Source organism: Paenibacillus sp. NMA1017, assembly GCF_058895805.1.
Window position 1 is genome coordinate 247,269 of record NZ_JBZXYR010000004.1, and the last position, 13,944, is coordinate 261,212.

General features: G+C 46.7%; 9 protein-coding genes. 3 read left to right on the top strand and 6 right to left on the bottom strand.

What is annotated here, in order from left to right; translation table 11 throughout:
* Positions 1-146 precede the first annotated feature (146 nt).
* Together fabV and AC5ELV_RS13310 are read left to right on the top strand one after the other, a co-directional pair.
* Entirely contained in the window at positions 147-1,334 is a 1,188-nt protein-coding gene (fabV, locus tag AC5ELV_RS13305; protein ID WP_493430587.1) for an enoyl-ACP reductase FabV, read from the top strand.
* Between the two features lie 294 nt (positions 1,335-1,628).
* Positions 1,629-1,781 carry a DUF1540 domain-containing protein gene (locus AC5ELV_RS13310; RefSeq protein WP_013311427.1) on the top strand — a complete coding sequence of 51 codons (153 nt, stop codon included), beginning with the start codon at positions 1,629-1,631 and terminating at the stop codon, positions 1,779-1,781.
* 153 nt (positions 1,782-1,934) lie between these two features.
* Here AC5ELV_RS13310 and brfA read toward each other — a convergent pair whose 3' ends face one another.
* Complete coding sequence (gene brfA, locus AC5ELV_RS13315; protein WP_493430588.1) at positions 1,935-2,174, bottom strand: ribosome rescue factor BrfA; 240 nt, start codon at positions 2,172-2,174, stop codon at positions 1,935-1,937.
* A 93-nt stretch (positions 2,175-2,267) separates the two neighbouring features.
* Positions 2,268-2,639, bottom strand: a complete 372-nt coding sequence (locus AC5ELV_RS13320) for a DUF4190 domain-containing protein (protein WP_493430589.1) — start codon at positions 2,637-2,639, stop codon at positions 2,268-2,270.
* A 214-nt stretch (positions 2,640-2,853) separates the two neighbouring features.
* On the opposite strand from AC5ELV_RS13320, the gene AC5ELV_RS13325 reads away from it, so the two are divergent.
* Positions 2,854-3,441 (top strand): hypothetical protein, encoded by a 588-nt coding sequence (locus tag AC5ELV_RS13325; RefSeq protein ID WP_493430590.1) that lies wholly within the window; start codon positions 2,854-2,856, stop codon positions 3,439-3,441.
* Between the two features lie 11 nt (positions 3,442-3,452).
* On the opposite strand, the gene lpdD is transcribed toward AC5ELV_RS13325, so the two are convergent.
* The 4 genes from lpdD to AC5ELV_RS13345 form a co-directional block, all read right to left on the bottom strand.
* A complete protein-coding gene (gene lpdD, locus AC5ELV_RS13330) occupies positions 3,453-3,800 on the bottom strand; it encodes a prenylated flavin chaperone LpdD (RefSeq protein ID WP_250239965.1) in 348 nt (115 codons plus the stop codon).
* Between the two features lie 180 nt (positions 3,801-3,980).
* Entirely contained in the window at positions 3,981-9,485 is a 5,505-nt protein-coding gene (locus tag AC5ELV_RS13335; RefSeq protein WP_493430591.1) for a S8 family serine peptidase, read from the bottom strand.
* 523 nt (positions 9,486-10,008) lie between these two features.
* Entirely contained in the window at positions 10,009-11,634 is a 1,626-nt protein-coding gene (locus tag AC5ELV_RS13340; protein ID WP_493430592.1) for a S8 family serine peptidase, read from the bottom strand.
* A gap of 514 nt (positions 11,635-12,148) precedes the next feature.
* Positions 12,149-13,930 carry a SulP family inorganic anion transporter gene (locus tag AC5ELV_RS13345; protein ID WP_493430593.1) on the bottom strand — a complete coding sequence of 594 codons (1,782 nt, stop codon included), beginning with the start codon at positions 13,928-13,930 and terminating at the stop codon, positions 12,149-12,151.
* Positions 13,931-13,944 lie beyond the last annotated feature (14 nt).

The window sequence follows — 13,944 nt, forward strand, 5'->3', positions numbered from 1 at the left end:
CAGGCCCTTAGGCACTTGCCACCCCGTGCAAGGATACACTTTTGGGTAAAAAGGATACTTACTGAAATCCACGTTTGAAAAAAAATAGTTAAAAGTTAAAATAGTAAGTGTGAAGATCGCTACAAGAAGAGAGGAATTACAATAACATGATTATCAAACCAAGAACACGTGGCTTTATCTGCACCACTGCTCATCCGGTGGGCTGTGCCCAACATGTTCAGGAGCAAATTGACTATGTACAGGCCCGTCCTGCTATCCAGGGCCCCCGTAATGTACTTGTGATCGGGGCATCTGCCGGATATGGGTTGGCTTCTCGCATTACTGCCGCCTTCGGTGCGCGTGCCAATACAATTGGTGTATATCGCCCTAGTAATGCTACGGCCACACGTACAGCATCGGCAGGCTGGTACAATTCTGCTGCATTTGAAAAAGCTGCTCAGGAAGCTGGGCTTAAATCCTTAAGCGTGACAGGAGATGCCTTCTCGGATGAGGTCAAAGCCAAAACGGTGGAAGCCATTCGCGAAGAACTGGGACAAGTCGATCTGGTGGTTTACAGTGTCGCTTCAGGTCGCCGTACAAATCCCCGCACAGGCGAAACGTTTAATTCCGTGCTTAAACCTATTGGTAAGCCTTACACAAACAAGACCGTCAACTTCCACACCGGGGAAGTCAGCAGCGTGACGCTCGAACCCGCAACAGAAGAAGAGGTACAAGGAACTGTAGAGGTTATGGGCGGTGAGGACTGGAAATTGTGGATTGACGCCTTGCGTGCTGGCGGCGTACTCGCCGATACTGCAACTACCTTCTCTTTTTCGTACATCGGTTCAGATATTACACAAGCCATCTACAGAGAGGGCAGTATTGGAAGTGCAAAGGATCATCTGGAGGAAACAGCATGTCAGCTGAACGATCAGCTGAAAGTTACAGGCGGACGCGCCTTCGTCGCAGTCACCAAAGGACTCGTTACCCAATCTAGCTCCGCTATCCCTGTCGTTCCTCTGTATATTTCTGCTTTATATAAGGTAATGAAGGAAAAAGGGCTGCATGAAGGGTGCGTAGAACAGAGCTACCGCCTGTTTGCTGAGCGTCTGTACGCACCAGAGACTCCTGTAGATGAAGAAGGACGTATTCGCATTGATGATTGGGAACTGCGCGAAGACGTGCAGGATGAGGTTGAGAAGATATGGGAGGCGCTGACGACCAACAATATCTACGAATTGTCAGATCTTGAAGGATATCGTCACGAATTTTTCCAACTGTTCGGCTTTGAGTTCGAGGGTGTAGACTATGATGCTGACATTGATCCCATCGTAAATATTCCTAACGTGCGCTAAGTCTTTAATACTGTCATTTTGTCAGAAAAACAAAAAAAGCTGTTCTCCAGCAGATAAACATTTCGTTCTGCATGGAGGACAGCTTTTGTTTTTAATTAAAAGGGACCGTTGTGTCCGCTTTGAGCTGCAAAATGAAGCAAACATTGCAATTATAAAATTCATTTGATATTGTACAGGTAGGCATAGCAAAGCCCCTCTTCCTAAAGAGGGTAAGCACAGTTGGACAAGTCCTACCTTGACTGACCGTGATACTATTTGCTCAGCCCATCACATCCATATAAGGAGGTGTATAACATGGCAAAAGACGTTCTGTGTGAAGTCAATTCATGTACGTACTGGGCCCAAGAGAATAAATGCAGCGCTAGCTCTATTTACATCGTAAGCAACAGACCTGAAGACACTCACAAATCCGAAGAAACAGACTGCAAAACCTTCGAAGCCAAGTAAATCTTTGATTTCAAGCCTAGCTTTATAATGAAGGAGCCCATGCCCGGGTTCCTTCTTTCTTATGATATTCTAACAAGAATGATAATTATTATCAAGTCCTTTTTCGGTACAGAAAAGCGCTATTCGCTTGTATACAATCATTTCACTGCTACTTTATAAATCCACGCCGAAAAGGACACTTCTGTTCTCTCTAAAGACAAAAAAAGAAGCGTCGCTCTGAACGATTCGCTTCTTGTGCTTGACCTTTTGTAATTGTTCCTGCTTGGTCGGCTTCATTCGCATGTGCTGTGAAATCTCGCCATAATGGTCATTCGTTTTGCGGCTCTGTGCCGCACAATAGATTCCAGCGCGTTTTGCTTTGCTCAGCGCTTTTTGTGTTTGAGTACGTGCCATACGGCTTCACTCTCCTTCATTGGACTCCTTTTATCATAGCATCCAATAGTCAAATCGTGAATGGTTTGTCTGGCTCAAGCATTCTTCAATTCATTAAATGTCTGAAAAAATATCCGGATCGCCACTGGAGGCCGCTACAATAAAAACAATAACTATAAAAATGATAATCAGTGTATAAATCAGTGTACCGATAATACTACATACCAGTCCAGCAATAGCCATACCTCTGCCCTGCTCGCCATGACGGTTAATTTCCTTCAGGGAAAGACTGGACAAAATAATACCCACAATTCCGATGATCAACCCAAGATAGGGAATAACAACAGATAAAATCCCGAGCACCATCGACGCAACAGCTTTACTATTTGTAGGTGGAACTACTGGGGGCTGGTTAAATGGGGCGTTATAATCGTTCGTCTCCTGATAAGGATCGGAAGATCGAGGCTCCTTGTACAAATCACTCATCTGTTAAATTCAACTCCAATACGAAAAATAGCAATTATATAAGTTCTAGGGTACCACAATCTTACAAATCAGGACAGTACTTATTTAAATTAGCACGTTAAAAAGAAGAAACATAGCGATATTAGCACTTTTTGAGGTAACCGGGCATACAGTATTTTACCTGTTACAGATCAATTGCGCTCCATGAGAGCATCCTGCCAAGGAGGTCGGAGCTATGCTATATCGTGCAACATCCCGCAGAAAGGGCTCGCCTCACAAACGTTTAAATGCAAACACACTTAGGATCATTTCCACTGCCATGCTGCCATTTTACAAAGCTATTGCAACTCGCCGTGCGTTTGCAGTTCAATGGTCACGAGCTGTCGTTCAGGGCAATTTGGATCGGATGAAATCTCTTCTCTGCTCAGTAGCGCCATTTGCCGCCAAACAAGGCTTAGGCACGAATGGCATCGGCTACTTTATTTCCTTTTTAGCTCAGCCACCGATGCTCTATTATACGAATGGAACAACGATTCCACCGGGAACTGTGCAGTTTACGTTTGAGCCAAGAGTTCATCGCGCCATCGCAAAAGTCGTTTTTCCGCTGTATCGCGAATTGGCACGCAATCCATGTTTTGCTTCTGCCTTAGCCAAAGCGATCAACAGACAAGACCAGCGTGCAGTTCATGTCATGATTCGTAGTTTGATTACATCCTCTGCGCTGAAATCTGTACAAATTGAGGATGATGGCTTTGCATTGCTTTTTAAGTATCCCTTTAGTAAGTACCCATATCGCAATCTGCTCTTTCGGGAGTTCACTTAAAAAGGTTGCTACTAGCGTGCTTGCTTGAGTTCTCCAATGAGCTCTTTTCCCAGTTGTATAGCCATATCTGTCAGCACTCGGATTTCGTCCTTGGTTGCATGATCCAAATGTGTCCCGCAGCAAATGGCAAAATTGCCCGCAAACTCTTTTCGCAAGCGAACTGCAATTTCTTCGGTAATATAAAACTCCTTGTGATTTTGCAATTGCACAGTTTGAATCGGCTCCAGTCTGGCCCCTGCTGTAATCGTTCCCAAATGGGGCTGATCACCGCCTGAAATGAGTACAATGATATCTTCCCCCATAAAATAGGCATCCAGTACAAGACGGATACGTCCGCTTTCTTTTTGCAAATGAATCATATAATCCTCTCCTGCTAAAAAATATTATTGTGAAACGATTCACTTTATGACCATTATTCATTGTATCGCTTCCTGAACGGCTCGACAATTAAAAATGGCCCACAGCAGCCTCTATAAACCGTGGCTTGCTGTGGGCCTTCATTGTTATTCTAAAAGAAGCATTTCCTTTCCTACTGGCTGTTAACGGATCGTGATCGTATGCACAGTCTTACCACTTGCGCCGTCATTATCCGTCACCGTTAGCTCTACGGTATACGTTCCAGCTGTGGTGAATTTATGTTTCACCTTGGAACCGACCGCCGTATCACCATCGCCAAAATTCCAGCTGTAACTGACGATTTCACCATCTATATCACGGGAAGCTTTGGCGTTAAATTGTACATTTTTGTTCTTCTTAGCTGATTCATTAGCCTGAATAATGGCTACTGGCTTTTCATTGGATGTAGGTGGATTCGGATCAGGGTTCTGTCCTCCACCATTGGTTACATACAATTTTCCCGGCGCCTCCGTCTCCACTTCATTTCCCGCTGCATCCCTTACCCGGATCACGATGACTCCGCCTTCCAGGTTCAGAGAAGATGAAGTGAAATAAGTACCTTCATAGTGGCCTGACGAAGTTTCATTTAATGGAATATCGTTGCGGCCCAAAGTGGACAGGTTGAAAGGCAGCTCCACATGGAAGGACGCCTCCAAACCGGATGCACTGTCAAAGGATACTCGTACCGGCTGCCCTGGAGTAATACGCACATCCTCAGCAGGGCTAATGTTTTCAAGCTTCGGTAGAGCTGTATCGACATACACCGAGCGCGTAACGGTTGTTTCGTTTTCGGCAAGATCCTTGGCCGTCACCGTAATTTGATTTTCACCTTCGTCGATAAGCAATCGCTTGTTAAAGCTGCCGTCACTTCCAAATTCAGCGGGCTCACCATTAATCGTCAATTCGGTGAGGAACTCGTCATACACGGTACCGACTACACTGACTACACCCGCGTTTGTACGCGCCCCTTCATCAGGTGAAGTCAGGATCAGACCCGGTTTAGTCTGATCGAGCGTCACAACTACCGGCTCAGAACGGTCCGTTACTTTGCCGTATACCGCTGCTTGAACACTCAGCGGATTAGCACCTGGCTGAAGATCGACCGACAGACTGAACTGACGATCCTTCACCTTCGTTGTGCCAGCCAGCTCCTTGCCGTTAAAGAGCTGAATATCGGCTCCTTCTGCCGGGGAAGTTCCTGTTATGGTAATCGTCTCTTCCTGCGTATACGTAGCCTTCGTAGGAGTCGTAATCGTTGGGGCATTCACCGGATATCTGACGATAGCCCGGATCATGTAGTTCCCTTCCTCCTCAGGTGATTGGCTCCATGTGCCGCTTACACCTTGCCAGCTGCGAAGTGCATTCGGGCCACTCTCATCTGTAGCAAGACCCGGCGACTGTGTGCCTACAGCAGACTGTGTATATACGATGTAGAAGTCGCCTTGAACCGTCACCGGCTCCGGAAGCTGCACCGTCGTCCATTGTGTCTCATCCCTTACGGCAGTCCCGTCGAATGGACCAGCCAATAATCGTCCAGGTGCTCCTGCCGCACCGGAGGCGTCATAGACAGAATATTGGAATGCCGTTCCTCCTGGATTCGGGAAGGCAGAGTTCCAGAACAAAAGCGATGCTCCTGTCACTTGAGCCACTTCCGACTCAGGCGTCATTCTGACTGCCCATGAATTGCCTGCCGCGTTAAAGGCTCTGGCATTTTCTCCTGTCCCGTCATCGTAGGCAATGCCTCCCTGGAACCCAATGAAAGGTTTCAACGTGACATTCGCTTCCACACTACCGTTCGCAGGAGCAGTAACGGATACACTGTCACTATAATAATTCTCAGCTGAAATGGACAATGTGTATGTTCCTTCCAGCACGTCCAGCGTAAATTCTCCAGCTTCATTCGTCTCTACCGGAGCAATACGTGCATCCTCCAGCACCAACACTTTCGCTTTTTGGATCGGTTCACCGGATTGCTTGTCGGTAATGACCCCGTGAATCGTACCGTGAGGTACGGCCTGAAGACTAAAGTTTGCTCTGATGACTTTGTTATTCTCAATCGTGACTGCTTTCGTTTGAGGCACATAACCATAGGCTTCAGCCTTCAGCGTATAGTCGCCGGCTACATGGGTGAAGCTGTATTTTCCCGTGGTCGGATCCGTTTTCACCGAACGTCCGGTTTCCAATACCGTAACCGTAGCGCTGGCTGGAAGACTGTCGAGCCCGACACGTCCACTATCTACCGTTGTTTCTGTCGGCTTCACTTTCTCCTGGAATTCGCTCTTTTCAGTGCTTGTAATTTTGTACAGCGGGAACTGTTCTTCCGCTTTTTCCAGCTTGATATTCGACTCAGGTACAATGTCTTTGGTCACTGTCGCAGCTGGAATGCCCAACACACGGAAATCGTCAATGTACCAGCCGTTCTTGTTGACACTGTTATCTGATTTCAAACGGAAGCGAATTTGAATCTCATTTCCAGTGTAGCTATCTAAACTGTAATAAACCGGGGTCCATTTCTTTCCACTGGTATTATGAGAGAACTTGCCCAGCTCGCTCCACGTGTCGCCATTATTTTTGGACACTTCAACATAACCGTAATCATAGCCAGCCTCAATTTCAAACCAGTGATTGAAGGTCAGTGTTGCGTTGTGTATACCATTCAAATTAATTTTTGGAGAAACCAGCGAAAAATCAGCTCCGTTCTCATAATTGCTATCAAGATCGGTTGCCCACACATTCGGTTTGGACACCGCACTCTCTGGTCCTACTTCCTTAGGAATGCCGCGTTCCCACTCATCCTTGGTACCGGAATGAGTCCAGCCATTATCCGAGCTGCCGTCAAAATGATCGCTATACAGCGTATCCGGCACGTCTACTCTCAGAGAAGCCTCATTCGACTTGATTCCTTCATTGCCACTATAATCCTCAGCCGCCACTGCATAATGATAAGTCGCTCCACCGACCGTGATGGTATCTGTGAGTGTCAGTGCTGAGGTTGTACCGATAGAAGTATAATTTTTGCCTGATTGGGTAGAACGATACACCTTATACTGCTTCACATCTTCATCGGAGGAAGCATTCCAGGCCAGCGTGACGTTGCCTACAGTATCTGCTTCAGCAGTCAAATTGCTCGGCGCAGCAGGTGCAACGGTGTCTGGCTCCTGAATCGACAGATCGTCAATATACCAGCCATCTTTCACAACCGTATTGTCACTAGTAAAGTTGAACAGGAGGTATACCTTTTGACCTGCGAATGCCCGCAAATCAAGATATTGTGTTTTCCAGCCGTTGCTGGTGCCAGTAAACGATAATACCTGCTCAAACGCATTCTGATTGTTTGTGGTTGCCACGTACACTTTGCCGAAATCAGAATTATTTTCAAGATCGTACCAATGCTTGAAGCTGACCAGTGCCCCTTTTGAGCTCTCGGTCAGATCAATCGGAGGGGCCATAAAATAACTGTTGGAGTTGGCCTGATATTGGCCTTCGAGATTGGTCGCGATGACCTTTGTACCCGAATGTGCGCTTTTAGGGCCGCTTGTTGGAGCTCCCCATTTCCAAACACTACCCTGTCCACCGATATTAATACCGGCAATGTCTTTTTCAAAATCTTGTGTGTAGCCTGGTTTTACGCCTTTGGAGATTTTCACCTTATATACTTCAGTTTCAAATCCGTTATTACCGTAATCATTTACACGAATGTAGTATTCCAGACCAGCGCTGTCCACCAAAAAAGTCGGGATGGATGCTTGATATGTACCATCTTTGCTGTCGCCCGAGGTCCGTTCCAACGGAATATATACATAGTTTGACGTACCCGCTGTTTTAGCAAATGCCTCAACGGCTGTCACGCCGACATCATCCGTTACATGAGCAGTAAGAGGTATATCAATACCCTCGAATGCCGCAGCGGGCGGTGTATGCTCGAGAACAGGTGCTTCCAGATCGTCGCCACCCGTTACAACTTTACCAGACACGGAGCCCAGACCTTGCATGACCGAACCGACTGCATCCAGCGCATTAATGACACCATGTCCGTAGCCATTGTTTGGCGAAGTAGGATATGTGCTGTCCGTGCGCGGTGTAGCTGTGTTCATCAAAATTTCCTCAAGCTGATCTACGGTAAGCGAATGATTCGCTTGCAGCAACAGCGCTGCAAGGGCCGCAACATGAGGTCCCGCCATAGAAGTACCGTTATATCCGCCTTTATAGCCGCCGCCAGCGACAGATGACCGGATATTAACACCCGGCGCGGAAACTTCTGGCTTCACCTCACCATAGGGTGATGGTCCTAACAATGAGAAGCTGGCCAGATTATCATTGCTATCCGTGGCTCCAGTTGCGAAGGATTCCGGATAGTTTGCCGGATTGGCTACTGAGGCAGGTCCGCCCGGATTGGAAAGAGAGGTGTTACCTGCAGAGAATTCGGGGAAGATTTGAGCATCCCGCCATGCCTGAACCACAGGCCGGAACCATTCATCAAGACCCGGTCCGCCTCCCCACGAGTTGTTCACTACGTCTGGAGCAAGCTCGGGATGAAGATTCCCTTGGGCATCTTTTGGCGCAAGCAGCCATTGGCCGCCATCCAGTATAATCGCATCTGTCGTTTCCGGATTAAAAATCCGAACCGCAATCCACTTTGCACCAGGGGCAACGCCCACTCGGTTCGTTCCATTTTCCTCAGAGCCGACCATCGTACCCATCGTATGTGTACCATGGGAATCGTCTTCCTGATCGACCGGAAGCGTTGCATGACTATGCGGATCATACCAGCTCAGCTCGGGATTCACGACATTGCCTGCCGCGTCCAGACCACGCCATTTACGATGCAGAGCCGGATGTGTATAATCTACACCTGTATCCAGATTCGCGACCACGATTCCGGTTCCGTCGATTCCTTTTTCCCACACTTGTGGTGCGTTAATATGGGATATGTTCCATTCCACCGTAGATGGGTCTACAGCGTTTTTACCTGCATTGCCAGGCTTAGCCGATGTTTTGCCATCGTCCTTCTCCAGTTCTACAGCTTTCTCTACCGTTGCAGACTTCGCCGTTGCTGCTGTCGCTGTTTCAGCCGTTTTGGCATTTGCTCCCTCTGCTTGCTTGTCAACCGTCACCTTTTGCAGATAACGCGTTTCATTCGGCAAGACTTTATCAACCTCAGGTAGCTGCGAAATATGATCCAGCACCTCCTTGGTGCTTGTTACAGCCAATGCATTGACAATAAAAAAGCTTTTATATTCCTTCACTCCGCCGCTCTCTGATTGCTTATCCAAATAATTTTCAAGCCCATATTGGGTTCTTGAAGCCGTTTCACGCAGAGAGCTGATCACATGGCTGCGTGCAGCCATTTTGGCAGCGGAAGGTGTTATTTTCTCAAGTGAGGCCTTTTGGAGTGCATTTTTGGAAACCTTGTTGGTGTCTACCTGTTCTTTTAACTTGACCAGATAGGTAACATAGTTATTCTCCTCAAACTGTTTGGTCAGTTTCGGGGACACCTTCGCGGTCGTGACCTTGTGCGAGGCAGATTTCAGCTCCAGCTTGGAGCCATCCGGTGTGTTATTCGCCAAAGCGGGTTGAACAAAGGAAAAGGCCATAAGCAAAGATAGTCCGATAGATAGTGGTTTCTTGAATCGTTTAGGTTTAATCAATTACTTCTCCACTCCTTTTACTAGGTTTAATGTTTCTGGAATAACCTGTACAGAGTAAGACCTCATACCTTACACATCAATCACACGGGTTGCGCAACACGATGTGGTTGGCGACCACCTCCTTCATAGAATATAGAGGCACAAAAATATTTGGCTGTTCATAGGTGGCAGTACTTCATAGGTGAGTTTACAATCCCAATAGTAAGCGATGAAATTCAGTAGAAACCAAGGAGAAAAAGCAGGAGAACTTCGAAGAAAGACATGTTATATCATTACAGTTTATATTAAAAATTGATATATAATCATATATTATGGAATAGTATAAAGTTATCAAAATAGATATACAAGTCATTTTTTTGCATTTTTCTTGAAATTCTATGACTTTTATATTCTTTTATGTACGAAAACCCCTTTTTTGTGGCTACGTAAATAGTGCATTACACGGTTAACAGGTGTATGCAATCTCGGTACGAGCCACTCAAAGGGATTTTCAGGGGTCTTTCTTAATCCTGTCTGATTATTTTTACTTAAGTACTGAATTGACTGCAGCAAGCGCGTCGATCAGACCATATCCGTAACCATTGTTCGGTGAAGTCCGATACTGGCTGTCTGTCAGCGGCGTCGCGGTTTTTGAAATAACATCCTCCAGTTGATCCACGGTCAAAGATGGTTTGGCCTGAAGCAGTAATGCCGCTAATCCAGCAGTATGCGGACCTGCCATGGAGGTACCGTTCCATCCCCCCTCATAAACTCCGCCCGGTACAGAGGAACGGATGTTTACACCAGGAGCCGAAATTTCAGGCTTCACTTCGCCATAAGGAGAAGGACCGCGCAGCGAGAAGCTGGCCAGCTTGTTGTTAACGTCGGTGGCTCCTGTCGCATAAGCTTCCGGCAGATTTGCCGGATTGGCTACCGACCCAGGTCCGCCCGGATTGGACAATGTTGTGTTGCCAGCGGAGAACTCAGGGAAAATCTGAGCCGCTCGCCACGCCTTGGTGACTGGACGATACCATTCATCCAGGCCAGGCCCGCCGCCCCAAGAGTTATTCACCACATCCGGTGCAAGCTCAGGATGCTTTTTGCCATTTTTATCTACAGGAGCAAGAATCCACTGTCCACCGTCCAGCAAGATGGAGTCTGTGGTATCTGGATTGAATACTCGAACGGCAATCCATTTGGCACCTGGAGCAACACCGATTTGATTCGTACCGTTGCTATCCGAGCCAACGCTTGTACCCATCGTATGTGTACCATGTCCATTTGAATCAGTTGGCAGCGATGCTCCATCAACCGCATCATACCAGCTCAGTTCTGGATTAACGACCTGACCGGAAGCGTTCAGACCACGCCATTTTCTTTTCAGCGCCGGGTGAGTATATTCAACGCCTGTATCCAGATTGGCGACGACAATACCTTTGCCGTCAATGCCTTTGGCCCAAACCTGTGGTGCTTTGATTTTAGAAATATTCCATTCGACACGGCTTGGCGTTACCGCATCCTTATACACGGATTCTTCCACCGATTTTTGTGCCTTCTCTTCCGTTACAGCCGTGTCTACAGCGGCTTGATCTGCAACCGCTTGGTCAGCTGTCGATTCCTCAACTATAGGCTGGGCATCCCTATCTATTTCTACCTTTTGCAGTTCCCGCTTTTCATCCGGTAAAATTTTGTCGATCTCAGGAAGTGTGGCGAGATTATCCATGACCTCTTTGGTACTGGTTACCGCAAATGCGTTCACGATAAAGTAACTCTTGTACTTTTTGACGTTTCCGTTATTGACTTCCTTCTTTAAGTATTCTTCCACGGATTGTTGTGTTTTTTCTGCTGTATCCATGAGAGAGTTCACAACCGTTGTACGTACAGAAAGCTTAGCGGCAGCAGGTGAAATTTGCTCCGCAGAGGCCTTTTGGAAAGCATGCTTGGCAACCGACTCCGTATCCACCTGATCTTTCAATTTAACCAGATACGTAACATACTCACTGGCACTGAATTGTTGGTTCAGCTTGGCAGAAACTTTGGCGGAAATGGTCGATGCTCCTGCTGAGGAGGTTGTGCTGGAATCTCCATACACCGGAGAAATCAGGGAAAAAGCAAGAAGAGCGGTAAAACTGACCGACAGCGTCTTTTTGATATTTTTTGACTTAATCAATACTTTCCATCTCCCTTTACTTGGTTTTTTAATTCTCAAGGACAACCTTCCCGGCAGCTACGTCAAAAGCTCACAAAATAGCCTCTGGTACTCACCTCCTTTAAAAAAAATAGATTCCGCTGGGGTGAAATCCATAGGTCATCATGCTGAGGTGAACAACCCTTGGTGCAGACCGCAAAGAACGAGCATCAGGTAGGAACAGTTGGACAAATTTGAAAATGGTAAGTGAAAAAATGAAGAAAGGTAGGGTAAGAAACTAGAAGTGATCGAGGAGGTAGATATGCAAGTATTAAAATACAATTTAGAACAAAAGAATGAAACATATGGTATCTTTTGAATCTAGTATAGTGTCATAAAATCAGATATTCAAGCGTTTTTTGAATTTTATTCCTTTTTTTCTTGAAGAAGAGAAAAATCTCTTCCATTTTCGAAACAAATGCAAGTCTTCAATGTGCACTTGGTTTCGGAGATTAGAAGAGATTTTTCGGCATTCAGCAACAACTTTAAAAGAGTGTTATCTGCCGCTATTTACAGGTATGGGAACCGATACGGCTCCATCTGGAAAGGAAGATTTGCTTTGCTGAGGTCTGCGACATAGACTCTTACATTCCCGAAAAGCCATTTGCCTGCATCCACTGCACTGATCCTGATTCACCAGCGCAAGGGCAGCCGTAAGGGCCTCTCCTGTATGTTCAAAAAAATGCTTTTGTCCAATCATGTCGTAGCATCCGGTTTTCTGTAGTAATGCCAGCGGTTGAGGCTGAAGTCCGGAAACAAGCACCGTCCCGCCAGACTTCCGGTATCTCTGGATTAATGCGGTAAAGTTACCTTCTCCCGTCATATCCATAAAAGGGACCTTTCCCATACGCAACAACAAAATCCCTTGTAGGTGGTCAGTCTGACCTCCCACACCCGAGTTTTCCAATACCGAAGCTGCACCGAAAAATAGAGGACCTTCCACATTGTAAATAGCCACCTGTGGACAATCATGCTGATCTGTGACCATATGCGCGCCTACTTTTTCATGTTTTACAGAAGGATCAGGAAGTACCTTATCTACTGAAAGTGTACTGCTCATACGTTTAACAAACAATACAACCGCTAGAATCAGACCTACCTCCACAGCCGTTGTCAGAGTTGTAAAAACCGTCAGCAAAAAGGTAACAACCAGCACGATAGAATCCGCTGTTCGTGTTTTGAGAATGTGCGCAAAATGCTTGCGCTCACTCATATTCCAGGCTACTACCATCAACACCGGAGCCATACTGGCCAACGGAATATTAGATGCATAAGGTGCAAAAAGCACCAGAATCAGAAGCACCACGAACCCATGGACGATGCCTGACATAGGAGAAACAGCACCGTTACGGATATTTGTGGCGGTACGGGCAATTGCACCCGTCGCAGGAATACCACCGAACAGCGGTGTCAGCAAGTTAGCAATCCCTTGTCCAACCAGTTCACGATTACTGTTGTGCCGAGCACCTGTCATCCCATCAGCTACCACCGCTGAAAGCAGAGATTCAATAGCTCCCAACATTGCAATAACAAGTGCTGGTGGTAAGAGCTTCACGATCAAATCCCACGTCATTGCAGGAATATGAAGCTCAGGCAAAGATGCTGGAATTGCGCCATACGCAGAGCCAATCGTAGCCACCTGCCCTGGAAAAAGAAAGGCTGCTACCAGCGTTGACAAGAGTAGACCGACCAGTGAACCAGGTACCTTGGGCCATTTTTTAGGCACCAAAATAAGCGCGGCAAGACAGATACAAGCCGTCAGAATACTATACACATTCAGTGAAGGAAGTCGATGGACGAGTTCTGCCATGGAAGGCAGGAAAGTTTCATGCCGCTCTACCCCGCGCAAGCCGAGGAAGTTAGCAATCTGACCACTGAATATCGTTACGGCAATTCCAGCCGTAAAGCCAATCGTTACTGGCTTGGGAATAAACTTGATCAGTGCTCCCAGCCTTAGTACACCCATTAAAATGAGCATAATGCCCGCCATAAAACCGGCTATGAGTAAGTTCTCATAACCGTATTGCATGACAATAGCCAGCAAAATCGGAATAAACGCACCTGTAGGTCCTCCAATCTGGAATTTGGACCCTCCCAGCAGTGAAACCAAAATTCCCGCCACAATGGTCGTATACAGCCCATATTCCGGCTTTACTCCTGATGCAATGGCAAACGCCATACCGAGCGGAATTGCCACAATCGCTACAATACTTCCGGAAATTAGATCCTTTCGCAAAGCATCTGCGTTATAGCCTTCGAACCTTCCTATCCACTTCATTCCTGTAACCCTTC